The 26,178-nt window shown below is 41.8% G+C and carries 21 protein-coding genes; 14 read left to right on the top strand and 7 right to left on the bottom strand.

Annotation, left to right across the window (positions count from 1 at the left end):
• Positions 1 to 28: 28 nt before the first annotated feature.
• The 4 genes from G5B30_RS06920 (at position 29) to G5B30_RS06935 (ending at position 2,792) form a co-directional block, all read left to right on the top strand.
• Positions 29 to 907, top strand: a complete 879-nt coding sequence (locus G5B30_RS06920) for an OmpA family protein (RefSeq protein ID WP_165319249.1) — start codon at positions 29 to 31, stop codon at positions 905 to 907.
• A gap of 37 nt (positions 908 to 944) precedes the next feature.
• On the top strand, positions 945 to 1,667 hold the full coding sequence (locus tag G5B30_RS06925; protein ID WP_240903131.1) for a hypothetical protein: 723 nt from the start codon (positions 945 to 947) through the stop codon (positions 1,665 to 1,667).
• A 19-nt stretch (positions 1,668 to 1,686) separates the two neighbouring features.
• Positions 1,687 to 2,298 (top strand): hypothetical protein, encoded by a 612-nt coding sequence (locus G5B30_RS06930; RefSeq protein ID WP_165319251.1) that lies wholly within the window; start codon positions 1,687 to 1,689, stop codon positions 2,296 to 2,298.
• Between the two features lie 65 nt (positions 2,299 to 2,363).
• A complete protein-coding gene (locus G5B30_RS06935) occupies positions 2,364 to 2,792 on the top strand; it encodes a CBS domain-containing protein (protein ID WP_165319252.1) in 429 nt (142 codons plus the stop codon).
• A 204-nt stretch (positions 2,793 to 2,996) separates the two neighbouring features.
• Here the strand turns inward: G5B30_RS06935 and G5B30_RS06940 are convergent, their stop codons facing one another.
• Positions 2,997 to 4,202 carry a pyridoxal phosphate-dependent aminotransferase gene (locus tag G5B30_RS06940; RefSeq protein ID WP_240903132.1) on the bottom strand — a complete coding sequence of 402 codons (1,206 nt, stop codon included), beginning with the start codon at positions 4,200 to 4,202 and terminating at the stop codon, positions 2,997 to 2,999.
• 78 nt (positions 4,203 to 4,280) lie between these two features.
• Entirely contained in the window at positions 4,281 to 5,744 is a 1,464-nt protein-coding gene (gene rpoN, locus G5B30_RS06945; RefSeq protein ID WP_165319253.1) for an RNA polymerase factor sigma-54, read from the bottom strand.
• Positions 5,745 to 5,936: 192 nt separating this feature from the next.
• On the opposite strand from rpoN, the gene G5B30_RS06950 reads away from it, so the two are divergent.
• Both G5B30_RS06950 and G5B30_RS06955 read left to right on the top strand, forming a co-directional pair.
• Positions 5,937 to 8,285, top strand: coding sequence for a penicillin-binding protein 1A (locus G5B30_RS06950; RefSeq protein WP_165319254.1), 2,349 nt, complete (start codon positions 5,937 to 5,939; stop codon positions 8,283 to 8,285).
• Between the two features lie 36 nt (positions 8,286 to 8,321).
• The gene (locus G5B30_RS06955; RefSeq protein ID WP_317164328.1) at positions 8,322 to 11,459 is read left to right on the top strand and encodes a tolB protein precursor; all 3,138 of its coding nucleotides are present in this window, start codon (positions 8,322 to 8,324) and stop codon (positions 11,457 to 11,459) included.
• 56 nt (positions 11,460 to 11,515) lie between these two features.
• Here G5B30_RS06955 and G5B30_RS06960 read toward each other — a convergent pair whose 3' ends face one another.
• Positions 11,516 to 11,794 (bottom strand): hypothetical protein, encoded by a 279-nt coding sequence (locus tag G5B30_RS06960; protein ID WP_165319255.1) that lies wholly within the window; start codon positions 11,792 to 11,794, stop codon positions 11,516 to 11,518.
• Positions 11,795 to 11,894: 100 nt separating this feature from the next.
• Between G5B30_RS06960 and G5B30_RS06965 the strand changes: the two genes are divergently transcribed.
• The 5 genes from G5B30_RS06965 (at position 11,895) to G5B30_RS06985 (ending at position 18,690) form a co-directional block, all read left to right on the top strand.
• Complete coding sequence (locus tag G5B30_RS06965; protein WP_165319256.1) at positions 11,895 to 12,671, top strand: XRE family transcriptional regulator; 777 nt, start codon at positions 11,895 to 11,897, stop codon at positions 12,669 to 12,671.
• A 95-nt stretch (positions 12,672 to 12,766) separates the two neighbouring features.
• Positions 12,767 to 13,231 carry a ribosome assembly cofactor RimP gene (rimP, locus tag G5B30_RS06970; protein WP_165319257.1) on the top strand — a complete coding sequence of 155 codons (465 nt, stop codon included), beginning with the start codon at positions 12,767 to 12,769 and terminating at the stop codon, positions 13,229 to 13,231.
• 1 nt (position 13,232) lies between these two features.
• The gene (nusA, locus tag G5B30_RS06975; RefSeq protein ID WP_165319258.1) at positions 13,233 to 14,471 is read left to right on the top strand and encodes a transcription termination factor NusA; all 1,239 of its coding nucleotides are present in this window, start codon (positions 13,233 to 13,235) and stop codon (positions 14,469 to 14,471) included.
• A 103-nt stretch (positions 14,472 to 14,574) separates the two neighbouring features.
• Positions 14,575 to 17,517 carry a translation initiation factor IF-2 gene (infB, locus tag G5B30_RS06980; protein ID WP_165319259.1) on the top strand — a complete coding sequence of 981 codons (2,943 nt, stop codon included), beginning with the start codon at positions 14,575 to 14,577 and terminating at the stop codon, positions 17,515 to 17,517.
• Between the two features lie 129 nt (positions 17,518 to 17,646).
• Positions 17,647 to 18,690, top strand: a complete 1,044-nt coding sequence (locus tag G5B30_RS06985; RefSeq protein WP_165319260.1) for a ferredoxin--NADP reductase — start codon at positions 17,647 to 17,649, stop codon at positions 18,688 to 18,690.
• Positions 18,691 to 18,752: 62 nt separating this feature from the next.
• On the opposite strand, the gene G5B30_RS06990 is transcribed toward G5B30_RS06985, so the two are convergent.
• The 3 genes from G5B30_RS06990 to G5B30_RS07000 form a co-directional block, all read right to left on the bottom strand.
• On the bottom strand, positions 18,753 to 20,168 hold the full coding sequence (locus G5B30_RS06990; protein ID WP_165319261.1) for a Gfo/Idh/MocA family oxidoreductase: 1,416 nt from the start codon (positions 20,166 to 20,168) through the stop codon (positions 18,753 to 18,755).
• A gap of 16 nt (positions 20,169 to 20,184) precedes the next feature.
• Positions 20,185 to 21,570 carry a DUF1080 domain-containing protein gene (locus G5B30_RS06995; protein ID WP_165319262.1) on the bottom strand — a complete coding sequence of 462 codons (1,386 nt, stop codon included), beginning with the start codon at positions 21,568 to 21,570 and terminating at the stop codon, positions 20,185 to 20,187.
• A gap of 126 nt (positions 21,571 to 21,696) precedes the next feature.
• Positions 21,697 to 22,353: a YceH family protein gene (locus G5B30_RS07000; protein WP_165319263.1), complete on the bottom strand. Its 657-nt coding sequence runs from the start codon at positions 22,351 to 22,353 to the stop codon at positions 21,697 to 21,699.
• Between the two features lie 179 nt (positions 22,354 to 22,532).
• Here G5B30_RS07000 and G5B30_RS07005 point away from each other — a divergent pair, with 179 nt between their 5' ends.
• The 3 genes from G5B30_RS07005 to G5B30_RS07015 are packed head-to-tail and all read left to right on the top strand — an operon-like array spanning position 22,533 to position 25,543.
• A complete protein-coding gene (locus G5B30_RS07005) occupies positions 22,533 to 23,375 on the top strand; it encodes a histone deacetylase (protein ID WP_165319264.1) in 843 nt (280 codons plus the stop codon).
• Positions 23,376 to 23,394: 19 nt separating this feature from the next.
• On the top strand, positions 23,395 to 24,450 hold the full coding sequence (locus G5B30_RS07010; RefSeq protein ID WP_165319265.1) for a nucleoid-associated protein: 1,056 nt from the start codon (positions 23,395 to 23,397) through the stop codon (positions 24,448 to 24,450).
• Positions 24,440 to 25,543, top strand: a complete 1,104-nt coding sequence (locus G5B30_RS07015) for a DUF3810 domain-containing protein (protein ID WP_165319266.1) — start codon at positions 24,440 to 24,442, stop codon at positions 25,541 to 25,543. The genes G5B30_RS07010 and G5B30_RS07015 overlap by 11 nt, the downstream gene beginning before the upstream one ends.
• On the opposite strand, the gene G5B30_RS07020 is transcribed toward G5B30_RS07015, so the two are convergent.
• Positions 25,540 to 26,097, bottom strand: coding sequence for an NADPH-dependent FMN reductase (locus G5B30_RS07020; protein WP_165319267.1), 558 nt, complete (start codon positions 26,095 to 26,097; stop codon positions 25,540 to 25,542). The two genes, G5B30_RS07015 and G5B30_RS07020, sit on opposite strands and share 4 nt — an antisense overlap.
• Between the last annotated feature and the right edge of the window lie 81 nt (positions 26,098 to 26,178).

The following is a 26,178-nucleotide window of genomic DNA, read 5'->3' on the forward strand; positions in this document are numbered from 1 at the left end:
GCTACATGATATACCAAAGTAAAAAACTATGGTAAGATCACGTAATATATGGCTTGTGCCTCTCTTGTTGGGAGGGACACTAATGGTAGGGTGTGTGAGCAATAAAAAGTACGCTGCTCTCGAAACACAACATCGGGATTTGGCGGAATTATATCAAAAAGGACAACTGGATCTAGCGGAAAGCAGAGCTAAGATAAAAAGCCTGGAAGACCAATTGAAATATGAGCGCAAAAATAATGCAGCGCTAAAGGAAGCTTATGCACGTCTACAAGGATCGCTGGATAAAAGTATTACGCAGAATACCCAAGGTAATGTGAATATTTCTAAATTAGTTGATGAGATCAATGCTTCCAACCGATATATTCAACATTTAGTAAATACAAAAAATAAAAGTGATTCGCTGAATTTAGTACTCACCAACAACTTAACGAGATCGTTGAGTAGGGAAGAGCTAAGGGATGTTGATATACAAGTACTAAAAGGTGTTGTCTATATATCATTGTCAGACAATATGCTCTATAAGTCGGGAAGCTATGAGATCTCAGATCAGGCAGATGAGACACTTCGTAAGATTGCGAAGATTATCATGGATTATAGTGATTACGAAGTGTTGATTGAGGGTAATACGGATACAGATCCTATATCGCAACCGAATATCCGTAACAACTGGGATCTAAGCGTTTTACGTGCATCGTCCGTAGTACAGGCACTACAAAATAAATACGGTGTAAGTCCGAAACGTCTTACCGCTGGTGGACGAGGTGAATACAATCCTATTGCAGATAACACCACGGTTGCCGGTAAAGCACGTAATCGTCGTACACAAATTATCATTACGCCAAAATTGGATCAATTTATGGAGTTAATCGATAAAGCTCCGGAAGCAGAATCCGTTCCATCTACTTAATCTAATTTGCTATTTCCGCTAACGAATGAAGTATTTGATGAAACATCTTGGAGGAATTATATTCCTCCAAGTTATATGCTCCAGCTGTTCGTCTCTATATATGCCTAATGTTCCCGCTACGCCGATGCTAAAGAATCAAGGAGAAGGATATATTGCTGCTCATATCAATCCCAAAGGCAATATCAGCGGCTCTATCGCTGTTGCCGCTACTGATCATGTCGCTATTCTGGGGAATGGTTCTTTTATCGATCATGGATTTGATTCAAATCTTCACTTCAAACAATGGTTAATTGAAGGAGGACTAGGTTACTTTACGAAAATTGGTAAAAGTAAACGTCAGGTATTGGAAATCTATGGCGGATATGGATTGGGCAATGCCTTGCAAGTCGATAAACGTGCAGCGACGACGGGGTATGAAACAGTAGAAAGTCGAGCGATGGACTTTAACAAAATCTTTGCTCAGATTAATTATTCCTCGACAAGGAAGAGAAAAATAAGTATCTTCGGAGGGAAAAAGGAATTAAACTATGGTACGGCAATACGTCTGAGTAGAGTTGCCATGGATACATTTGAGATAGATGGGGAGGAGGCTCCGAAGGAGGAGAATTTTTATGTCGAACCGGTATTTTATACACGTTTGGAATTGAATAAAGGATTCCATATACAGTATACATCGGGGTTTAATATTGGCTTGAATAATAATGAATATCTGAAAGCAGGTAATGCAGTTTTTACATTGGGTATATCCTACAATTTTTAAAAATAACAACAAGAGAGAAATGAAAAAACAGCTCGTTTACTTATTTTTCCTGTGCACGGCGGTTTTTGCACTGTCTGGCTGCGCGACGAATTATAAGGCACAGATCGAAACATTAGGAAAATGTGATTATACCATCGAGTCGCTAGACCAGATGCGGATTGCTGGTCGAGACGTTGAGAGCCTGACGGGTGGACAGGGAGTTTCATTGTCCTCCTTGCCGGCTATTGCCTTTGCTTTATTGCAGCAAGATTTACCGCTTGAAGCCAACGTAAATCTAAAAGTATCCAACCCTACAGCAAAGCGGGCTTCCATCAACGAGTTCAAATATATTATCGAGATCCAAGGAAAGCCTCTGTTTGAAGGCGCAGCGAATGAGAATATTAATCTCGCTACCAATGAAAGTATGGTTGTACCATTGACCTTTAGGGCCAATTTGTTTGGTGTTGTCCAGGAAAAAGGATTTGATAAACTATTGAGCGATATTTTGACCCGTAAGAGCGATGCTTTTTTGGCCTTAAAAATAAAACCTTCTGTCAAGATAGGAGGGAAGAATTACTATTATCCGGGGTATATCACTGTGGATAAAGATTTTGGAAAAGGAGTTGCTCGGGAGATCGAGAAGCGTATGTAGAGAGACAGTTTAATTATTTTGTGAATAGTTCGTATCTTAGTCTCAAAACTACTAATCACAAAATTATGAAAACCGTAAAACATATCCTCCAGACAAAGACACCTGTTGTTTATGCTGTAAGCCAAGATGCATCGGTTTTGGATGCCTTACAAATTATGATGGAAAAAAACATCAGTGCATTACTTATTATTGAAAATGAAGCACTGATTGGCATATTCACGGAGCGGGACTATGCCCGAAAGATAATTTTACACGGCAGATCGTCCAAAGACACCTTGATTCATGAAGTGATGACCCGTTCTCCACGTACCGTTACGCAGGAAGAAAGAATTGAAAGTTGTATGGAACTGATGACAAACAATCATTTCAGACATTTGCCGGTAGTAGAAAATAATACGGTAATTGGTATGCTTTCAATTGGTGATCTGGTGAAATCTATTATCGAAGACCAAAAGCAGACCATCAATCATCTGCAGAGTTATATCAACAGCTAGAAGATAAAGGTGTCTAAAAAAGTCTGGCAATTCATTTCATCGTCATTTCGAACGAAGAGAGAACCCCGAAGGGCTCTCCGTAGGAAAATCTATGGATAAATTTTAATTAGCTAATTATTAGTAAGTTGAAAAATTGCCCATAGATTTCTCGTCGTTCCTCCTCGAAATGACGGTATAATTGACTTTTTAGCCACCCTCTTCACTTTAGACCAGTTGGCCTAGTGCTTCTTTCATTCGACGGAGTGCTTCTTTTAAGCTTTCATCCGAAGCGGCATAAGAAAGACGGATATAATTGTTGTTGCCAAACGAATCACCACCAACGGTCGCAATATGGCCGTAATTCAATAAATACAATGCCAGATCTGCTGAATTTTTGATTTCATTTCCAGCGGGATCTTTTTTACCAAAGAAAGAACTGATTTCCGGGAAGAAGTAAAAGGCACCTTCAGGAAGGTTAGTCTTTACGCCGGGGATATCATTCAATAAATCGTAGACCAACTGACGTCTCCGGGCAAAAGCTTCTTTCATCTCATATACGCTGTCTAACCCTTGTTCATAGGCGACGATGCCGGCACGTTGGGAAATAGAACAGGTCCCTGAAGTCGTCTGACCTTGAAGCTTATCGTTAGCTGCTGCAATTTCCTTATTGGCAGCAATATAGCCTAATCTCCAACCCGTCATGGCAAAAGCTTTAGAGAAACCATTGACGATAATAACACGATCTTTGATGCTTGAAAACTGAGCGATCGATTCGTGCTTATCTACAAAGTTAATGTGTTCATAGATTTCGTCTGATAGAATGAAGATATTGGGATATTTTTCAAATACACGCACCAAAGCAGCTAACTCTTCTTTGCTGTAGACCGACCCCGTAGGATTACAAGGTGAAGAAAACATGAAAAGCTTTGTCTGAGGTGTAATAGCGGCTTCAAGCTGCGCAGGCGTAATTTTAAAATTACTGTCAATATCCGTGTCGATAAATACCGATTTTCCTTCAGCCAACGTGACCATTTCGGAATAAGATACCCAGTAAGGCGTAGGAATGATGACTTCATCCCCTGGGTTGATCAAGGTAAGTATAACGTTAGATAAAGATTGTTTTGCTCCGGTAGAAACGACAATCTGTGAAATATCGTAATCCAGATTATTTTCATTCTTGAGCTTATTTGCGATAGCTTGGCGTAAATCAGGATATCCTGGAACGGGGGAGTATCGGGTGTAATTATCGTCTAATGCTTTTTTTGCGGCTTGCTTAACGTGATCCGGTGTATTGAAGTCGGGTTCACCTACGCTTAGGCTGATAACATTAATGCCTTTGGACGCCAGCTCACGGCCTAATTTGGTCATTTTTAAAGTAGCTGACTCGGATAAATTATTGATCCTGTCTGATAAAAAAGATGTTGTGCTCATGGTACTGCAAACTTAGATAAAATTGTTTATTTTCAAGGGCAAAAGTTGAATAAAATCAGCATGATTCGGTTGATGCTCTTAGAGTTCTTTCCGTAGTCGCGCAACAGGAATATTCAAAGCTTCCCGGTATTTAGCGACGGTACGCCGAGCTATGTTATAACCTTTTTCTTTTAATATTTCTGTGAGTTTTTCATCGGCTAAAGGCTTTTTCTTGTTTTCGTTCGCAATACATTCTTCGAGAATTTTCTTTACTTCTTTATTGGATACCTCTTCACCCGTTTCTGTCTGTATCGCTTCCGAAAAGAACGACTTCAATAAGAAAGTTCCAAAATCAGTTTGCACATATTTAGAATTAGCAACCCGGGACACCGTTGAAATATCCATGTCTATTCGATCGGCAATATCTTTCAGAATCATCGGTTTTAACATGCGATCATCGCCGGTTAAGAAGTAATCGTATTGAAACTCCATAATTGCATTCATGGTTTTTAATAAGGTCTGTTGACGTTGTTTGATAGCGTCAATGAACCATTTAGCTGAATCAAGTTTCTGCTTGACGAATTGCACAGCTTCTTTCATTTTTTTATCCGTTTTCTCGGCTTTTTCATAATGCTCAAACATGCCCTGATAAGAGCGGGAGACGCGAAGTTCCGGTGCATTACGGCTGTTGAGCGTGAGCAATAGCTTTCCATCACTGTTCGTAATATGGAAATCGGGGATAACATGTAATTGCTTGCCTGCTACAGCTCCCGAATCGCCAGGTTTGGGATTTAATTTTAATATTTCGTGGATAATTTCCTTTAGCTCTGCCGAATCGACCCCAAGCTGCTTTTCTATTTTGTCGTAGTGTTTCTTTGTAAATTCGTCTAAATGCTGTTGGACAACTTCCATCGCCTTTGCAATGATGGGATTAGTCTGGTCCTTTTTTCGAAGTTGAATTAAAAGACATTCCTGTAGGTCACGTGCACCAATACCCGAAGGCTCAAACTCCTGTATCACGGCCAACATTTCTTCTACTTCATGCTCTTCAGCTATTACATTTTGGGAGAAAGCTAAGTCATCTATGAGCGAGAGAATAGGACGCCTTAAATAACCATCATCATCCAGGCTCCCGATGATCTGGTTACCAATAAGGTATTTTTTGTCATTGAGCGCAAGGAGATCCAATTGATTTTGTAGTTTTTCGAAAAAAGAATCCTGTATAGCAATAGGAATTTCTTTTTGTTGCTCCTCATCGTCATTGCTGTAATTTCCACCGTAATCTTTAAAATCGTCTTCCTGTATATATTCTTCTACGCTAAACTCTTCATCGAACGACTCTTCAGAGGAAGAGAAATCCTCTTCCATATCGTTGTCGGGATATTCTTCTGCCGGCTCAGACAGATTAGTCAGGCTACCATCTTCTAACGCGGGATTTTCTTCTAACTCCTCTTTGATCCGTGTGTCTAGAGATGCGGTCGGTACCTGCAATAACTTGATGAATTGAATCTGTTGCGGTGATAATTTTTGTAATAATTTCTGTTGTAATGTCTGTTTTAGCATGATGGCATTGTTTCCTAGGTAAAAATAATGAATAATACTGATTTAATTGAGGTAATAAATTAGAAGTTTTTGGTTTGGCGTGGGATTCAAAGGATTATTAACTTTTGTTAAAAATCGTTAATTTTATTTTCCGGGGATTCAATTGCATGATTTGTTCATCGTTTTTCGAAACATTTTATTCATATTTACCACATGTTTAGACGTGTTAAAAATAAGTTTTTACGGTATGCCTTGCTGTTGATTTATAGTGTTGTTTTGTTTACCTGTGCCGTTCAACTTAATTTTTTGGGTTTATTTGGTTACTCTCCGACAAAGCGGGATATTGTATTACCTACGCTTAACGTAGCTTCTGAGGTATATACTGCTGATTCTGTTTTAATCGGTCGGTATTTTGAAGAAGATAGAGATCCGGTGCCTTATGATAGCATTTCCCCGCATGTCTTGCAAGCGCTTATTGCGACCGAGGATATCCGTTTTTATGAACATTCCGGTGTTGATTTTTTTGGATTAATTGCGGGTGCAGTGTCGACCTTAAAAGGCGATCCTCGCGGCGCCAGTACAATTACCCAGCAATTGGCAAAAAATTTATATCGTACGCGATACGCGCATTCCCAAGGTTATCTGAGTAAGATTCCAGGTGTCCGTATTCTGGTAACGAAGTATAAGGAATGGATGACGGCTTTTAAACTGGAGCGTAAATATACCAAAGACGAGATTATTACGATGTATTTAAATACGGTCTCGTTCAGTAATAATGCATATGGTATCAAATCGGCCTCTTTGCGGTATTTTAATAAGCAGCCCGGCGCGTTGACGGTTAATGAAAGTGCAGTCTTAATCGGTATGTTAAAAGGGACTACGATGTACAACCCTATTCGGAATCCTAAGAACGCATTTCAACGCCGAAATGTTGTTTTGGGACAAATGGAGAAAGCGGGGTATTTGAATAACCTTCAGGTTGATACGTTATCAAAGGACTCTTTGCACCTGAATCTAAACTATCAGGAGATAACAGATGCAAATGATTCGTATCTACGGGCTGCAGTAGAACGATGGTTGGATAAATGGAGTCAGGATAATGAAATTGACATCTACAAGTCCGGACTGAAAATATACACGACGATAGATTCCAGAATGCAAAAGATTGCAGAGGGTGTTATGAGCCGTAAGATGAAGGATCTGCAACGACGTTTAAATAATACATGGGAAGGTGAGGAACCTTGGCGGGATAGAGAAGGAAACGTGATCCCTGAATTCTTAGAGAACCATGCGCGCAAATTACCTATTTACCAAGATCTGCTGAAAGAATTTAATGGAGTAGAAGACAGTGTCTTCGCCCAGCTTCGTGTCAACAAGGATATGGAGATCTTCACGTGGGATGGCCCAAAGAAGGTACACTATTCGACTATGGATTCATTGAAACATTATATCACCATGCTGAATACCGGGATGATGGCGATGAATCCTTATTCGGGGGAGATCAAAGTCTGGGTAGGTGGTATAAACCATCATTACTATAAGTTTGATCATGTGAATCAGGCAAAGCGGCAGGCTGGCTCTACGTTCAAGCCCTTTGCCTATTTGGCGGCATTGGAAGCAGGGATGAGTCCGTGTGATAAGTTTGTGGACAAACCTGTTAAGATTGAATTTGTTAACAAACAGGGAGAGCATGAAGTGTGGGAACCGAAAAATGCAGATTGGACTTTTTCGTATCAAGATATGTCGTTACGATGGGCGATGGCACGTTCTCTTAACTCGATAACAGCTCAGGTGACGGAAGCCGTTGGATGGGACAAGGTCGTCGATGCAGCTTATAAATGTGGTATTGATAGCAAACTGGAATCTGTACCATCGGTAGGTTTAGGCTCGAATGATGTTTCCGTATTTGAAATGGTGAAGGCATATGGAACATTTATGAACCAAGGGAAACGTGTAGAGCCGGTGCTGGTGTCGAAGATATTGGATATGGATGGCAATATTATCGCATCCTTTGAATCGGAACCCAAGCAGGTTATTGACCCGGAGAATGCGTGGTTAATGACGTATATGCTTCGCGGTACGGTAGAAGAACCAAATGGTACATCACAGGCGTTGTGGGAATGGGATCTTTTTAGAGAGAACAACGAAATAGGAGGAAAGACGGGCACATCTTCTGATTATGTCGATGGTTGGTATATGGGCGTGACCAAAGATCTAGTCGCCGGTGTGTGGGTGGGCTGTGATGAGCAAAGTATACACTTTAAAAACTCGGCCACCGGCGAAGGATCCAAAACAGCATTGCCTATATATGCACTGTTTATGGAAGAGTTATATAAACATCCCGAACTGGGGGTAACATTTGGTAAATTCCCGGAATCTATTATTGAGATTAAGAAGTCTTACAAATGCCCGAGTCCGCGAATCAAGGTGCAGCCGGACACAACGGACGACGGAGATATTGGTCCAGGGGATCCAGAGTTTAAACTGCCTGATCTGCCAACGGTTAGGCCGGTTATTGTGAACCCGGAGCAAACAGAAGATAAAATAGAAGTGTTATTATAGGAAATAATAGTTAAGTTGGAGAACTAATATAGTGATATGAATAGGAAGATGGTAAATATATGGGGGAGATTCTTGATTTTAATCGGTGTAGGTATCCTCATGAATCAAACGGCTTATGCGCAATATTTTGGCCAAAATAAAATGCGGTATAAGAAACTCGATTTTAAAGTGTATGACACACCGCATTTCAACCTCTATTATTATTCCGATAACGATACGTTGGTTCGGTGGTTGGCTAAGGAAAGTGAAGTATGGTATGAACTCCATCAACAGGTATTCCAGGATACATTTGCCAGAAAAAATCCAATCATTGTCTATAATAACCATCCTGAATTCCAGCAGACAACAGCTATTTCGGGTGAGATAAGTGTCGGAACAGGGGGTGTCACGGAAGCTTTTAAGCAACGTGTGGTTATGCCGATTATGCAGATTAACCAACAGACCCGACACGTGTTGGGACATGAACTGGTGCATGCTTTCCAATATCGGGTGTTAATGGAAGGTGGGGATTCGACCCGTCTGGAGAATATTGCCAATATTCCCCTCTGGATGGTGGAAGGTATGGCGGAGTATTTTTCGATTGGTAAAAAAGATGCTTTTACTTCCATGTGGATGCGCGATGCGTATGTCAATCAGGATATTCCGAGCCTCAAACAGTTGACCGAAGAGTCGTATAACTATTTTCCCTATCGGTACGGCCAGGCCTTTTGGTCATTTATAGGTTCTACTTATGGCGATACGGTCATCATGCCCCTGTTTATAGAAACCGCGAAATACGGTTACGAATATGCGATGCGACGCGTTTTTGGTTACGACGCGCAGACCATGTCGACCCTTTGGAAGAATACCATGGAAAATACCTATAAAAGTCTGAATAAGGATACGACCTCCAGACCGATAGGGATGTCCTTGATCAATGCGACCAATGCGGGAAGAATGAATGTTTCGCCGACCATATCGCCGGATGGTAAGTATATTGTTTATCTATCAGAACAAGATCTTTTTAGTATTGACCTCTATCTGGCGGATGCACACTCCGGGAATGTCATACGTAAGTTGGGAAGCCGGCTGACCAATAAAGATATTGATGAGTTCAGTTTTTTGGAATCTGCGGGGTCGTTTTCCCCCGACAGTAGAAAATTTGCTTTTTCAGTCTTTAGTGAAGGTAAGAACAAACTGATGGTACTTGATGTGGAAACCGGCAAAACGTTGTTTGTGGAGGCGATGGGCGATATTGTGGAATTCACTAATATAACTTGGGCTCCGGACGGTGATCATGTTGCCTTTTCGGGTTTGAAAAGAGGATATAGTGATATCTATATGTACAACTTAAAGACGAAGGCGTTAAACCAACTGACCAACGACATGTATTCGGACTTTCAGCCCAGTTTTTCCAGAGATGGGCGGTTTATTGTATTTAGCACCGATCGCGTGGCGTTACAGTCAGATTCAAGATCCGTCGATATCCCGATGAGTCTCGCCGTGATCGACGTGGCTACACAGGAAATTAAAAACTTACCTGTTTTTCCGGGTGCCAATAATCTGAATCCACACTTTTCATCGGATGGCAGTCAGATTTACTTTCTGTCCAATGGAGATGGTTTCCGCAATATGTACCGATATACGCTGTCGACAGGGACGACAGAGCGGCTGACAGATTATTTTACAGGTATCAGTGGTATTACAGAATACTCACCAGCAATGAGTATATCGAATGATGATGAAATTGTGTACTCGTATTTTAAGAAAAATCGATATACCATCTATAAAGCGAAAAGCTCTGAATTTACACCCGAAGTGGTGGATGGTTCTGTGACGGATTTTAATGCGGCCATGTTGCCACCCAATGTTAATAGAGGCGTGAATGTGGTAAATACCAACCTGCGTAACTTCAATGTTTTTGAACGGATAAGGGACAATCAGATTAACAATATCGCCTACAAACCGAAATTTAAATTGGATTATCTGGCCAATAGTGGTGTCGGTATGTCCGTAGGTTCGCGTTATGGAGCGGGTATATCCAGTGGGATACAGGGACAGTTTTCGGATATATTGGGGTACAACCAGATTTTTGCAGCCTTGAATATCAACGGTGAGATCTATGATTTTGGCGGGCAGGTGGCCTATATTAACCAAAGAAGCCGATGGAATTGGGGCGGGGCTATTTCCCATATTCCGTATATGACAGGCTTCAGTACGTATGCGATGGAGAATTTTGGATATGGGGATGAATTAGCGATCAATACGTATATCGTACGGCAATTCCAGACCCAGGCGGAGGCATTTGTAGCTTATCCGTTCAATCGTCATCACCGGTTTGAGGTCGGTGGAGCAGTGGCCCGTTATGGATTCCGGGTGGACAAATGGAGCCAAAGTTATTATGGTTACGATGGCGGTCGCGAACGGGTGTCCAATGAAGAGGCGTCCCAGCTGGGCTTTGGTCGATTGGATCCATTTACGATACAACAGGCCAATGCCGGCTTCGTAGGGGATAATGCTGTATTTGGGATTGCCGCACCTTTGCAAGGATTTCGATACCGTCTCGGGGCAGAGCAGTATTTTGGCGATTATAACTTCACTGCGGTGAATATTGACTTAAGAAAATACAACCGGTATAAACCGATTACGGTTGCCGGACGTATCTACTCGTATATGCGTATGGGTAAGGATGAATCGGCCTTGTATCCTTTGTATATCGGTTATCCGTATATGATCCGTGGGTTTGAAACAGGTGATTTGGATAACTCCGGGAAACTGTCTTATACGGATCTGATGGGATCGCGTATGGCGATTGCCAATTTTGAAATACGTTTGCCCTTTACTGGACCTGAAAAATTGGCGCTTGTGAAGTCGGGCTTCCTTTTCTCGGATCTGAATTTCTTTATTGATGGTGGACTCGCTTGGCGAGATGGTGATGTCATTAAGTGGAATAAGACAGAAGACGACAAGGTACAAGCGACCTATCCGGATGGTACTCCGGTTCCCGATAATCCGGACGGCTCTCCGGTCATGGCTTACCCTCAGAATTTACGCATGCCGGTATTCAGTGCCGGGGTGTCGTTGCGTGTCAATCTGTTTGGTGCAATGATTCTGGAACCTTACTATGCGATTCCTTTCAATAGTACAAGAGCTAAATTTGGAACATTCGGGTTAAACTTTGCACCGGGATGGTAGTCTAACTTGTACATATATGCGATATATGTTGAGGTTGTTAAGGTCGTTGCCTGCGTTTAAAAAGCGTAGGCAACGATTTTTTTAGGGGTGTTGAATGCGAGGGGAGTCCTGACAATATTTAACCAATTGGGATTATATCTGCGAATAATACGTTCTTTCATCATACGGGTGTAGGTGTGAAAGATCAGTTTCTTTTGTTGCGCTTCTTCGAAAGAATTAAACTTTTCCATGTAAACGATCCTATTGAATTTAATGTCTGCCATATTTGTGCAGTATCCCACTTCTATATTTATTCTGTTGGCATCCGTAGCGAAATAAATGATATGTTGTTTCATGATGTAACTAAAATATTTGGCGATAAAAAATATATTTACTAACTTTATTGGCACAATACTACTAATAATTTTAGTATGTACAAATTAAATTAAAAAAAATATGTCTAATATTTCCGCTAACCTTCGGTTTCTACGCAAGAAAAGTCAATTAACGCAACAGCAGTTTGCTGATGTTATGGAGATCAAGAGGGCTTCTGTGGGGGCCTATGAAGAGAATAGGGCTGAACCTAAATATGAGCTGCTGAAGAAGATAGCTGATTATTACGAGTTGTCCATGGATGAACTGGTCAATGATGTCATTGATGAAAAGTGGAAACCAACGCCGAAAAGTAATGCTTCTAATTTGCGGGTGTTGAGTATCACCGTGGATCAAGACGACCGTGAAAATATTGAACTGGTACCGGTAAAGGCTAGTGCTGGTTATCTGAACGGTTATGCTGATCCGGAGTATGTAAAAGAATTACCTCGATTTAATTTGCCGATGTTTAACCAAGGGACGTATCGCGCTTTCGAAATTAAGGGAGATTCCATGCTGCCTTTGCCGTCGGGGAGTGTTATTATAGGTGAGTATGTAGAAAATTGGCATAATGTGAAGTCGGGGCAGACCTATGTTGTTATCTCGAAAGATGAGGGGATAGTGTACAAACGCATCGGTGCAAAATTTAAAGAAGATAAGGGTTTGAAACTGCTGTCTGATAATAAGGTTTACGATCCTTATTGGGTAGAAGCGGCAGATATTTTGGAAGTTTGGAAAGCAAAAGCTTTTATATCGACAGAGTTTCCCGAACCAACCGTGGAGCCTACTATGGAGGGGTTGACAGCCATGATGGCGCAGATGCAGAAAACAATTAATACAGTAGTCGATAATAAAAAATAGCGGATTATTTCCTTTTTTTAAAAAAAAGTTATACTTTTGTGTATTCTGAAAGGAAGGGGGCAACGTATGCCCCCTTTTTTAATTCAATTTTAAATATGCAAGTTGAGCAAAGAGTTAAAGAATTAGTCGAGGAAAAGATAACGGATCGAGAAGATCTGTTTATCGTGCGTATCAAGATGCATAATAATGGTATTCTGGAGATCTTGTTAGATGGTGACAACGGGATTTCAATTGAAGACTGTGTGGGCGTAAGCAGACACGTGGGATTTCATTTGGAGGAGGAAAATGTAATCGATCGTGCCTATCGTTTGGAGGTTTCTTCTCCGGGTATCGATATGCCTTTGTTACTGTTGCGCCAGTATATCAAAAATGTAGGGAGGAATGTTCGGCTGACGTTGGAGGATGGTCGGAAAGAGGAGGGAACCTTAGTGTCTGCAACAGATGCTCAATTGGTTCTGGAACAGATGGTAAAAGAAAAAGGAAAGAAAGCAATATCAAAAACAGTAGAATTTCCAATGAATCAGATAAAAGAAACAAAAGTGTTAATTTCATTTAAGTAAAATGAGCAGTAATATAAATTTGATAGACTCTTTTCAGGAGTTCAAAGAGTTTAAAAATATCGATCGCCCTACCGTTATTACGGTGTTAGAAGAAGTGTTTCGTAGTATGATACGGAAGCGTTTCGGGACGGATGAAAATGTGGACGTCATTGTGAATCCCGATAACGGAGATTTGGAAATTTGGAGAACACGTGTGGTGATGGAAGATGGTTTTTCCGAAGACGATGAATTGGAAATTGAATTGGCCGAAGCCCATCAGTACGATCCGGACCTGGAAGTAGGGGACGATTATATCGAACAGATTACATTAGAAAGTTTTGGCCGCCGTGCCATATTGGCTGCTCGCCAAACGCTGGTTTCTAAGATTTTGGAGTTGGAAAAAGATGAGGTATTCAAGAAATATAAAGATCGTGAAGGTGAGTTGGTCATCGGTGAAGTGTATCAGATCTGGAAGAAAGAAATCTTGGTGTTGGACGAAGATGGGAATGAATTAATCTTACCGAAGACGGAACAAATTCCTGCGGATTATTTCAAAAAGGGTGACAGCATCCGCGCTGTTGTGCATAAAGTAGATATGTTGAACAGTAATCCAAAGATTATTATATCACGTACGGCACCAGAGTTCTTGCAGCGTCTGTTTGAACTCGAAGTACCTGAAATATTTGACGGTTTGATTACCATCAAGAGAATTGTACGTGAACCCGGGGAGCGTGCTAAGGTTGCCGTCGAATCATACGATGACCGTATTGACCCGGTAGGAGCCTGTGTGGGTATGAAGGGATCCCGCATACATGGTATCGTCCGCGAGTTGCGGAATGAAAATATCGATGTCATCAACTACACGACTAATCTTTCCCTTTATATCACTCGAGCGCTGAGTCCGGCACGGATATCTTCTATCAAGATAGATGATGATAATAAGACTGCAGCCGTATATTTAAAGCCTGATCAGGTTTCTTTAGCTATTGGTCGGGGTGGACACAATATCAAATTGGCGGGCAGGTTGACCGGTTATGAAATAGACGTCTATCGTGAAAGTGATGATGTAGAGGAGGATGTGGATATTGAAGAATTTGCAGATGAAATCGATGGCTGGATCATCGATGAGTTCAAGCGAGTAGGCCTTGATAGCGCAAAAGCGGTGTTAGCTTTATCTTATGAGGAGCTTGCCCGTCGTACAGATTTAGAAGAAGATACAATCCAGGAAATTGTACGCATTTTGCAATCCGAGTTTGAATAATCACCGTTTATAGGACAGTGAAGATATTCTTACTTTAATTGTTATTTGCGTGTAAAAAAACATATTTTTGTAAATACTTTATTTTTAAGAAGGTAAAAAATAGATGACAGAAGGTAAAAGCATAAACTTACTTAAAGCAGCAAAAGAACTTAACATAGGGATTGGTACTGCCGTAGACTTTTTGGGTAAAAACGGATTTGATGTCGAATCAAAACCGAATACTAAATTGTCTTCAGAAATGTATGATGTCCTGTTGAGAGAATTCCAGGGAGATAAAAATGCGAAGGATGAAGCGAAACAAATCATTATTGGTAAAATTCGTCGTGATGAACCGTCTTTGGAAGATACTGCTGCGGATCAAGAGTCTATTTCTTCTAAAAATGAAGAATTTACAGGTGATGAGATATTAATTAAGAATGTATCTACAGCACCCGTTGAAACGAATACAACGGACGAAAAAGAAGAGCAGCAAGAACAACATCCCACTACAGGACATTTGAAAGTTGTTGGTAAAATAGATTTGGATACCTTTAATAGAAATAAACATAAGAAATCTATTCCCCATAAAGAGGAACACAAACCTGCTCCGACACCTAAAGAAGAGCCTGTAAAAGAGGAAAAGGAAGTTGTTCATACATCTCCTCCTGCACCGGTAGAGGCACCTGAAGTAAAAGCTGAAGAGAAAACAGAACATGTTGCCCCAGCCGCGGAAGCAGCTCAAAAGGAGGAGGTAAAACCTGTTCCTGTCGTGGAAAAAGAACAACCAACGCAGGAAATCAAAGGAGAACCCGATGAGGTAATCCGTACAAGGTATGAAAAGCTTGAAGGACCGAAGGTTATCGGAAAGATTGAATTACCGACATTTAAACCGAAAGATAAACCGGTAGCTTCTTCATCTAATCCCAATCAGGATAATAAGCGTAAAAGGAAACGTACAAACAAACCTGGAGCAACAGGTGCGTCCGAACAGGGACGTCCACAGCAGGGCGGTCCGGGTAAAGGTGCTCCAACAGGGGCACGTACAGATAACCGACACGGTAATACCCGTCCAGCACCGGGACATCAAGGTGGTCGAGGAAAGTTTGATCATAAAGGAAAAGGAGGCAGACATGAAGCGCCTAAGGAAGAACTTTCAGATAAGGAAATTCAAGATCAAATTAAGGCAACCTTAGCGCGTTTAAGTGGTGCTGGTAAATCTGGGAAGTTCGCGCAGCGGGCTAAACTCCGTCGTCAAAAACGTGACGATATTGCATCTTCTGCGGAAGAGGCTGCATTGGAGCAAGAGATGATGTCCAGAGTATTGCGTGTTACGGAATTTGTAACAGCAAATGAATTGGCAAACCTGATGGATGTTTCGGTAACTGAAGTTATCGCGACGTGTATGAGTTTAGGGATGTTCGTTTCTATCAATCAGCGACTTGATGCGGAAACTTTATCTATTGTAGCTGAAGAATTCGGTTATCAGGTCGAATTTATCAAACCCGAAGACGAAGAAGTTGCCGAGCTTGAAGAGCCTGATAACGAAGTAGATTTGGTTCCTCGTGCACCAATTGTAACCGTAATGGGGCACGTGGATCACGGTAAAACTTCCTTGTTGGATTATATCCGAAAAGCGAATGTTACGAAAGGCGAAGCCGGAGGGATAACCCAACATATCGGGGCTTATGCTGTAAAATTGGAAGACGGCCGTCGGATGACTTTCCTTGATACACCCGGACACGAAGCATTTACAGCTATGCGGGCGCGTGGAGCAAAGGTGACAGACATTGTTATTATCGTCATTGCTGCGGATGATGCCGTGATGCCGCAAACAAAAGAAGCAATTAATCATGCGCAGGCTGCAAATGTTCCTATTGTTTTTGCTTTTACCAAAGTAGATAAGCCAGGTGCTAATGCAGATAAAATTCGGGAACAGTTGTCGGCGATGAACATCTTGGTTGAAGACTGGGGTGGAAAATATCAAGCACAGGAGATCTCAGCAAAAACAGGAGAAAATGTGGATCTGCTGTTGGAGAAAATACTGCTTGAGGCGGAATTATTGGAACTTACTGCAGATCCCAAAAAGCGTGCTGTAGGCTCGGTCATTGAGTCTGCGCTAGATAAAGGGCGTGGTATCGTGACAACGATCCTCGTACAAGCGGGAACACTGCATGTGGGGGATCCTATATTAGCAGGATCTTATTCGGGTAAAGTAAAAGCCTTGACCAATGAGCGTGGTGAACGGGTAAAAGAAGCAGGGCCATCTGTGCCGGTACAGATTTTAGGTATGTCCGGCGCACCGACTGCAGGGGATAAAATATACGTGTTAGAAAGCGAATCTGAAGCCCGACAAATGGCAAGTAAACGTCTGCAGCTTCAACGTGAGCAAGGTATGCGGGCGACGAAACATATAACGCTTGATGAGATCGGCCGCCGTCTTGCTATCGGAAACTTTAAAGAATTAAACATCATCGTAAAAGGTGATGTGGACGGTTCGATTGAGGCGTTATCAGATTCTTTATTAAAACTATCTACCGACGAAATCCAGGTAAATATTATCCATAAGTCAGTGGGTGCTATTTCTGAATCAGATGTGTTATTGGCTTCTGCATCGGATGCCATTATTATCGGTTTCCAGGTTAGGCCTACACAGAACGCTCGTAAACTTGCTGAAAATGAGCAGATCGATATACGTCTATACTCTATCATCTACGATGCTATAGAAGAAATCAAGTCCGCCATGGAAGGTATGTTGGCTCCGAAATTTGAAGAAAAGATCGTGGCGGAAGTCCAGATCCGTGAAACCTTCAAGATTTCTAAGGTCGGCACCATTGCCGGATGTATGGTATTGGAAGGTAAGATTAATCGTAATAACGATATCCGCGTGATACGAGATGGTGTAGTTATCCATACAGGTAAATTGGCTTCCTTGAAGCGATTTAAAGATGACGTGAAAGAGGTTTCTCAAGGATATGAATGTGGTCTGAATATAGATCGTTTCAATGACATACAAGAAGGCGATATCGTAGAAGCTTACGAACAAGTCGAAGTAAAACGTAAGTTGTAGATGTAGTATTTAGACATTAGATATTAGCCTGCCTGCGGTAGGCAGGTATTTAGATAGTAGAAAATCCTGGCAGTTATTTATTGTCAGGATTTATTTTTTACTTTTCATTTTTTTCTTTTATTTTCCGACATGTACAAGTTTAAAATTACAGCGATTACCCCGCAGCCGAATCAGAATGTTTCCATTCGTTTTGAAGATATGACAGGAGGATTTCCGGCATATAAAGCAGGACAATTCTTAACTTTATCCTTCCTGTTTGGTGATCGGGAAGTTCGTAGATCTTATTCTTTCAGTAGCTCGCCTATTGCTAATGAGCCTTATGAAATTACGGTAAAACGGGTAGATAATGGTGAAATTTCTAGATTGTTGCATCATAAAACCCGCGTCGGCGATATTGTTCATGTCATGGATCCACAGGGGTTGTTCACCTATGAGCCCCAAGAGGGGACCGAGCGCACAATTTTCTTATTCGCTGCAGGTGTAGGCATTACCCCCTTATATTCTATACTAAAGACAGTTTTGTTAGGCGAAAAGAAAAGCAAGGTCATATTGATCTATAGCAACAGCTCAAAAGAACGCACGCTGTTTTATGATGAGCTCCTCGATTGGCAAGTTAAATATCCGGATAGATTAAAAATTGAATTTATATGGTCGAACACTAAAAATCTGCTGAAGGCGAGATTGAACAGAGATTACATCATCCGACTGTTGCGGGAACATCTTGAAGAAGACGCAAATTCTATTTATTATACGTGTGGGCCATTATTTTATATGGACCTGTGCCGGTTCACGTTGTTGGGAATGGGTGTTCCGGATGAAGATATAAAAAAGGAAACTTTTCATTTCCCGGAAGAAGAGGAAGATGACGACGAGAAAGAAGAGGAACCCGTGGATACCACAAGCTATAATGTGGTAATACGATTGAATGGTGTCAATCATGCATTGACCATACCCTATAATAAGACGATATTAGATGTCGGACTTGAACATAAGCTTGAACTACCATACTCCTGTAAATCCGGAATGTGCAGTACCTGTATCTCCCAGGTAACCAAAGGGGCTGTGCGGATGGATTATAATGAAGTGTTAACAGACCGTGAAGTTGAAAATGGTCGATGTCTCATCTGTACGGCCCATCCATTGGAGGATGGAACGACCATTCAGGTGTTGTAATTTGAATGATAAAAAAGAAATGGACCGCGGCAAAGCGGTCCATTCTATAACGTAATAAACGGTTATACCGTATAATATTGCTCCCAGCCTTTTGCAGGTGCCGGACCCGTCAATAAAGCGTTGGCAAATTTATTATTTGTTATTTCCTTTCGCTCTCTATCGAAAACAAGTTTCGTATTCAATCGCTGGCTGATTACGCCCAGGCAAAACACCTGACTTAATGGGCCTGCCACGGCAAATGACGAGCGAGTTTTTTCCTCTCCTTTACACGCCTTAAGGAAGTTGGCAAAGTGATTGGAAGTAGTCTCAGGTACTTCAGGCAATTTATTGGCCAGATCTTTTGCTTTTGCTTCCGGAATAATTTCTAACGTACTCGCGTGTGATCCACCCTTGAATGTCAGGTCTTTCGAATAGATAATTTTTCCCGGATTTAATTTCACCGGCTCCAGTTTTCCGGTGCTTGGCGGTGGGATATTGGGATCCAGCCCAGATACTCCGTACCCCTCTGGAATAGGAGGCAGATTGTCTAAACCGTCATACCAATTGATCTCTATCGCAGGCATCTTCGCACGCTGAGGAAATTTAAACCTTATCGTCGATGACATCGGGAAGAAAAAGGAGTTGTGTCCTTCCAACATGATAGCTTCTACTTCGGTGGGAAGTCCCAACTCCAGAAACTCGTGTGCCGTATCTAAGATATGTGCTCCCCAATCACCCAATGCCCCCATGCCGAAATCGTACCAACAACGCCACTGTCCGTTGACAAAATCAGGATTATAATGATGCCCCAACGTATGCATTTGCCAAAGATCCCAATCCAATGTTTCAGGAATACGTTCCGGATAAGGGAATCCTTTGATCTGCGGATCCCAGCCGTGCCATCGTCTCCGCATATTCATATGGGCATCTATGCGTGTCACATCCTTAATTATTCCGGCTTCTTTCCAGGTCTTAAATTGAAAGTAGTTGGCTTCCGAATGCCCTTGATTTCCCATTTGTGTGACCACTTTTGGATTTTTGTCCGCCTTTGCCATGAGTAACTCCACTTCGTTGAACGTATGGGCGAGAGGTTTCTCTACATACACATGTTTTCCCAGATCCATGGCTGTCATCGTGATGGCAAAATGCGCAAAGTCGGGGGTGCCAATGGAAACCGCATCAATCTGCGTGTCCATTTCGTCGAACATCCTGCGAAAATCCTGATACCGCTTGGCATCGGGGAAGAGTTTGAGTATTTCTTCCGTTTGGCTTGCTCCTAAATCAACATCACATAAGGCAACCACATTGCAGAGGCCTGTTTTATAAAGTGCCTTAATAATCTCTGCTCCACGATTGCCAATGCCCACACAAGCGAGATTTACACGTTCATGAGGTGCCGCCATGGTGACGTGTCCTAATAGACTATTGCTGAGTAAAACCGCGCCACCGGCCATTGTTGATCTTTTTATAAAATTTCTTCGTGACAATATGTTATTCATAACAACTGGTTTAGGATTATTTTAAGGCTTTGATTTTTAAATTTCTAAACGAAACATTGTCGCCGTGATCCTGTAAGAGGATGTGTCCACTTACGGCTTCTCCGAAATTCTCCCAATCTTTATACTTACTCATCGCTACGAGATCTTTGTATGTTTTAGATCCCCGTTTATAGGAGACAACTTTAAAACCGTTCAGATAATGCGTAACCTCATTGTCTGCCGTGACTACGATTCTTCCACGGTTCCATGCGCCGATCGGTCGGCGGGCGCGTGTAGTTTTATCGGAAGAAATAAGATCATACAGAGAAGCTAACGTCCGGTTTCCATCACGTCCCATCTTGGCATCGGGGTGTTCCTTATCGTCCAATATCTGATATTCCAGCCCTATAGCCGAACCGCTGGTCTGCTCTTTGCCCGTAACAAAATATTTTATGCCACTATTTGCACCTGGAGTCAATTTGAACTCAAAGGAGAGGTCAAAAGCACTGTATTCATCCTTTGTGACGATATCCCCACCGTTCGTTGATTCTCCGCCATCCGATTTCAATACTGTTATCTGACCCTGACTGATTTTCCAGCCTTTGGTGGGAAAATCTTTCCCACGCACGCTACGCCAGCCATCCGAATTCTCGCCGTTGAACAGTAATTTGATGCCTGATTTTTTTTCTGCAGGGCTTAAGTTATTGGGTTTGAGATTAACGATACGAATATTTTCCGGAAAGGCCTGAGACTGTAGATTTTTGGTTTGTATACGAATGTTCTTGAAATAAACTTTCTTGCCAGCTAAGTGGTCGGGAATGCCGTGAACTTGTAAACCGATGAAGCCTGTTGCATCCAGTGTGTCTATGACGTAAGCAACCGGTATACCATTGAGCCAGGTTCTTGTTTCATCCCCAATAGCCTCGATGCGGAGGTGATTGTACACTTCAGGCTTGTAAGCTGTCTTTGCGTTTTCATTCAGGTCAACAGGATACAACCATAATCTTCGCGCTTCGTCATAGATGCCACCTGACCAGGCGCGTGGCGTGGGATCGATTTCTACTTGCCGCCCATATACTCTTCCTTTATCATTGATATGGCTTCTCGTCTGGACGCCGGAGTTCGTTTCACTCCCTTCCAGTTTGATGTCCAATTCCAGGATAAAATTCCCATATTCCTTTTCCGTAATCAAGAACGAATTGGGTGTACCTTTGGTCATCGTTCCTACAATAGCACCATTTTCTACCGTATAAGGTGCTTTTCCGCCAACAGCTTTCCAGCCTGTTAATGTTTTACCGTCAAAGAGATCGACCCAATCTCCATGCGCATGATGATTAGACTGCCCATAAAGTGCTGTGTTGGCCGCAAAAGAAGTAAAAAGACCGAAGAGAAAAAAGATGTGTACCGATAATTTACTGTTCATTTTCTTATTTTAGAATGGTTTACACGATAAATATAACCATTCTATATGGGGACTTACCCCAATAGTGGAGTAAATTTTTACGAAAACGATTGCAGTTCGGGTTATCCGCTTCGGTACATCGGGCAATTATGAAAGTTCGGCCAGCAACCTGTCAAACTCCTCACGAAGGGTAGCAAGTTGCTCTTCCAGGCTCGTAACCCTTTCTTCCAAAACTTGAACCTGCGTACTGTTTGTGTTACCATTACCCAATACCGTTTCATACTCTTCTTCATTAAAATCACTGAAGAGATGTACAAAGCGTGCTTCTTTTTGCCCAGGACGTTTAGGTAGCAGTCTAACATAAGCTGGTTCGTTGTCGGCTAACCTATTTAACAGCTCTTGCACTTCGTCTAACGTATCGAATTCGTATAATCTGCCCGAGTTTGAATTTATCTCGCCTGCTGTGAGCGGGCCTCGCAAAAATAAAAGACAGAGCGCCGCCAATTCCGACGGTACCAAAGGATATTGGATGGCAAGATTATGCTTGTATTTGGTCACACGGCTGCCACCACCTACTACGGTAGAAACCAAACCTCTTTTTTTAAGTGAATCCAAGGTGGAAATAATCGTACTTTCGTCATAAGATACCACCGGTTTTCGCGATGTTTTCTGATTACAAGCTGCTTGCAGCGCATTGATCGTCATCGGGTAATATTCGGGAGTTGTTTTTGATTTTTCCAATAAGGAACCCAGTACACGGATTTCTTCTGCATTCAATTGAGGTAAGGTTTTTGTTTCTTCCATCGATGTTAGATATGAGCCTGCCTGCGGTAGGCAGGATGTTAGATTTAGATAATAAAGTCCTAAGATAATAATAATTTAGTTCTTTGTATTTTTGTGTGCGACAAAATGTATTGAAATTGTTAAAAATAGCCTATCATACAAGTTACGTTCACCCTTTGCCAGAAGGCCATCGCTTTCCCATGGTAAAATATGAACTTATCCCTCAACAATTACAACGCGAGGGCCTGGTAACAGCGGCTAATTTTTTTGAACCGGAGCGTGTCGATTTTGATACAGCATGCCTCGCGCACGACAGCGCCTATATACATTGTTTATTCGATTTGGCATTAGATCCCAAGATGATTAGACGTATCGGTTTTCCCTTGTCGCAAGCGTTGGTTGACCGGGAGCGTTATATCGTGGATGGAACGATAAAATCCGCCCTTTATGCCAGAGCGCACGGCGTATCTTTCAATACCGCCGGAGGAACACATCATGCCGGGCGTGATTTTGGCGAAGGCTTTTGTTTAATGAATGATCAGGCTGTTGCTGCTGCATACCTTTATAAGCAGTCTCTTGCACGGCGTATTCTGATTATAGACCTTGATGTCCATCAAGGCAACGGCACAGCCGATATTTTCGAGGATCATGCGGATATCTTAACTTTTTCCATGCATGGGGAAAAGAACTTCCCTTTTATTAAGGCACGTTCGCACGTTGATATCGGTTTGGATGATGGTGTAGGCGATGCGGTGTATTTAGAAATTTTGGAAAAGAACCTTATTCCGTTATTTTCAGCGGTGAAGCCAGATTTTGTATTTTACCAGGCTGGGGTAGATATTTTGGAGACAGATAAGCTGGGAAAGCTTAAAATCTCCGCAGATGGGTGTAAACAGCGGGATAGGCTGGTCTTGCAGCTGTGTCGGGATCAACACGTGCCGGTGCAGATCAGTATGGGTGGAGGATATTCATCGCACATTCGTGATATTGTCGATGCGCATGTAGCGACTTATCGGGCTGCTATCGATATATTTGGGTTTTAATTTTTAGTTTTACTTTTTTATGTTTTATCATCAAGACGCTGTTTTAGAAAACCTTTCCATACACCGTGTGGGCAACAAAGCCAACGACGAGTTTTATATCCTATCTGAAGAACCGATCCCGTTGCAGGGAAACGAAGTACTTCCGGATCTGCTCATGCAATATTTTATGAAACCTTTTGCCAAGGTACAGGAAGTTTACCGGTTTTTTCATCCTAACGAAGAGCTGCAACTCAATGAGGTATATCATTTCACAAAGAAGTTGTTTGATAAGGAAATAGCGTTCCATGCCTATAGCCAACACATTGCCAAGCATTTATACGAAATATCCGAGCATCCCAAGATAAAAGCAGGGGAGGTGTACGTTGTCCAACTGAAAAATGTACAGATGGAAGGGGAGGACAGGGAAGCAATTGGTATATTTAAATCGGAGAATAAAGAAACCTATCTCAAAGTTTATCCCAATCAAGGCGGTTTTCAACTGGATTACGAACAGGAGGCGATCAACATTAATAAATTGGATAAAGGTGTGGTCATCGTAAACGATGAGGGGGAAGAAGGCTATAAGGTGTTGGTAGTCGACCAAACGAATTCCTCGGAAGCCGTGTACTGGAAAGATAGCTTTTTGCAGTTGAAGTCCCGGAACGATAATTATCAACAGACGGGTAATTTGATGAAGGTGTATAAAAATTTTGTCCATGAGAAGCTGGATGAAGTTTTTGAGTTACAGACGGCCGATAAGATTGACCTGATGAACCGGTCGATGGATTACTTCAAGTCGAAGGAGACCTTTGATTGTGCCGAATTTGAAGAAGAGGTTCTCGGTAATCCACAGGCAGTAAGTTTATTCAACGATTATAAACATACCTTTGAAGAAGAGTTCAATCAACCTTTTCAGGACAATTTTAATATCGCCACGCCAGCTGTAAAAAAAATGCAGTCGAGCTATAAAAGTGTGCTCAAACTGGATAAAAACTTCCATGTGTATGTACATGGGAAGCGGGAATATCTGGAGCATGGTTATGACGAGGAGAGAGGGATGAGTTATTATAAGCTGTATTATGAAAATGAAAGCTAGGCTATATCGTCTTTTCAGTAGAAATAACTTTTATTTTATTGTAATTGCCTGTTGCTTACTGATTCAGGTGGGGATTAGCATCCTACACACGAATCCTCAGGCGGTAGAATATTATTATTCACGAGGCTTTTATCCTAAATTTTCCTATTTATCCATTCTACTTTTTTCCTGGTTGCCTTTTAGTTTTGGTGACTTGCTATACGGTGTGCTTGTATTGCTTTTTTCAAGCTTATTATTCCGGATTGCGCAAGCGCTATATCGCAGCGAATGGAATATGTTGAAACGGAAGACAGTTCAGTTTCTTGCACTTTTATCTTTGGTATATACCTTCTTTTATGTCAACTGGGGACTCAATTACTACCGGATACCCTTAGCCGATCAGATCGGTTTAGATACAGAAAGTATACATATAGACGATTATATACAAGTTGTTGATAAATACGTTCTTATTGTTAACAGTCTAAGAGATAGTTTGGATTTGGAACAGAAAGACAAAAGGGGAGTTCGCAGGGATCTGGAGCAATGGATGAGAGCGGATACTTTATTTCACGGGATACTAAGCCAAAGCCAAATTCATGGAAAATCGCCGATTTCCAGTGCTATTATTTCTTATTTTACGGTCTCAGGTTATTTTAATCCATTTACCTTGGAGGTGCAGGTCAATCAAAATATACCTCTTGCTTCTTACCCTTTCGTCAATGTACATGAACTGGCGCATCAAATGGGTATAGGGTTCGAAGATGAATGTAATTTTATTGCATTCCGTAAATTGATGTATCATAAAGACCTTTGGTATCGTTATTCCGCTTACTACGAAGCGGTTCAATATTTATTATACCCTTTGTATGGGGATAAGGAATTGTATGAAAAGTATCGAAATAAGCTGTCACCGAAAGTTCGGGCGGATTTGGCGTATGAACGTGCTTTTTGGCAACAATATAGTGGATGGGTAGATAAGATATCCAACCTTTTTTATAATCAATATCTCAAACACAACAACCAGCCCGAAGGGATGGAGCGCTATAGTATGATGGCAAAACTTGTCGTAGCTTGGGAAAAGCAGCAGGGAAAGGCAGCAGTCATTCGTGATTAGAATTTTTCAATCCACCCATCGAAAGCTTGAATGAACTTTTTAAAATGATCTACCGTTTGTTGTTCCTTGAACGATGTTCCATCCTCACTCAACAGCTGTGTGATATTGCCGATATACATTTCAGGCTGTTGTAATGCCGGCATGTTCAAAAAAGTTAGGCATTGCCGTAAATGATGATTCGCCCCAAACCCACCTATGGCACCTATAGAGACAGATACGATAGCAGCCGGTTTTCCATTCCATACACTTTTGCCATAAGGACGTGAAGCGACATCCAATGCGTTTTTTAAGACCCCAGGTATCGATCGGTTATATTCAGGTGTGATGAACATAAATGCGTCGTGCTGCGCTACTTCGACTCGGAAGTCGTCAACAGTGGAGGGTGCTCCTTCGGTGTCGAAATCTTGATTATAAAAGGGGAGCTGACCTATTTCGATAATCTGATACGTGTTTTCGCTGTCATCGGCGATTGTACTCATGATGATATGGGCAACCTTTTTGTTGAAAGATTCTTTACGGAGGCTCCCTACGATCAAACCTATTTTTTTTCCCATGTTGATTCGAATTTGATGATGTTATGTATTGCTAACAAACGACTACCGGTTTTAGTTTGTTATTATTTCAAAAGTCGGGCA

Source organism: Sphingobacterium sp. SGG-5 (genome assembly GCF_011043525.1).
Classification (GTDB): Bacteria; Bacteroidota; Bacteroidia; order Sphingobacteriales; family Sphingobacteriaceae; genus Sphingobacterium.

Bases quoted from the DNA above. Each gene is read 5' to 3' on its own strand.
- G5B30_RS06920 (WP_165319249.1), top strand. From the start codon at position 29: ATGGTAAGATCACGTAATATATGGCTTGTGCCTCTCTTGTTGGGAGGG.
- G5B30_RS06925 (WP_240903131.1), top strand. From the start codon at position 945: ATGAAACATCTTGGAGGAATTATATTCCTCCAAGTTATATGCTCCAGC.
- G5B30_RS06930 (WP_165319251.1), top strand. From the start codon at position 1,687: ATGAAAAAACAGCTCGTTTACTTATTTTTCCTGTGCACGGCGGTTTTT.
- G5B30_RS06935 (WP_165319252.1), top strand. From the start codon at position 2,364: ATGAAAACCGTAAAACATATCCTCCAGACAAAGACACCTGTTGTTTAT.
- G5B30_RS06940 (WP_240903132.1), bottom strand. From the start codon at position 4,202: ATGAGCACAACATCTTTTTTATCAGACAGGATCAATAATTTATCCGAG.
- rpoN (WP_165319253.1), bottom strand. From the start codon at position 5,744: ATGCTAAAACAGACATTACAACAGAAATTATTACAAAAATTATCACCG.
- G5B30_RS06950 (WP_165319254.1), top strand. From the start codon at position 5,937: ATGTTTAGACGTGTTAAAAATAAGTTTTTACGGTATGCCTTGCTGTTG.
- G5B30_RS06955 (WP_317164328.1), top strand. From the start codon at position 8,322: ATGAATAGGAAGATGGTAAATATATGGGGGAGATTCTTGATTTTAATC.
- G5B30_RS06960 (WP_165319255.1), bottom strand. From the start codon at position 11,794: ATGAAACAACATATCATTTATTTCGCTACGGATGCCAACAGAATAAAT.
- G5B30_RS06965 (WP_165319256.1), top strand. From the start codon at position 11,895: ATGTCTAATATTTCCGCTAACCTTCGGTTTCTACGCAAGAAAAGTCAA.
- rimP (WP_165319257.1), top strand. From the start codon at position 12,767: ATGCAAGTTGAGCAAAGAGTTAAAGAATTAGTCGAGGAAAAGATAACG.
- nusA (WP_165319258.1), top strand. From the start codon at position 13,233: ATGAGCAGTAATATAAATTTGATAGACTCTTTTCAGGAGTTCAAAGAG.
- infB (WP_165319259.1), top strand. From the start codon at position 14,575: ATGACAGAAGGTAAAAGCATAAACTTACTTAAAGCAGCAAAAGAACTT.
- G5B30_RS06985 (WP_165319260.1), top strand. From the start codon at position 17,647: ATGTACAAGTTTAAAATTACAGCGATTACCCCGCAGCCGAATCAGAAT.
- G5B30_RS06990 (WP_165319261.1), bottom strand. From the start codon at position 20,168: ATGAATAACATATTGTCACGAAGAAATTTTATAAAAAGATCAACAATG.
- G5B30_RS06995 (WP_165319262.1), bottom strand. From the start codon at position 21,570: ATGAACAGTAAATTATCGGTACACATCTTTTTTCTCTTCGGTCTTTTT.
- G5B30_RS07000 (WP_165319263.1), bottom strand. From the start codon at position 22,353: ATGGAAGAAACAAAAACCTTACCTCAATTGAATGCAGAAGAAATCCGT.
- G5B30_RS07005 (WP_165319264.1), top strand. From the start codon at position 22,533: ATGGTAAAATATGAACTTATCCCTCAACAATTACAACGCGAGGGCCTG.
- G5B30_RS07010 (WP_165319265.1), top strand. From the start codon at position 23,395: ATGTTTTATCATCAAGACGCTGTTTTAGAAAACCTTTCCATACACCGT.
- G5B30_RS07015 (WP_165319266.1), top strand. From the start codon at position 24,440: ATGAAAGCTAGGCTATATCGTCTTTTCAGTAGAAATAACTTTTATTTT.
- G5B30_RS07020 (WP_165319267.1), bottom strand. From the start codon at position 26,097: ATGGGAAAAAAAATAGGTTTGATCGTAGGGAGCCTCCGTAAAGAATCT.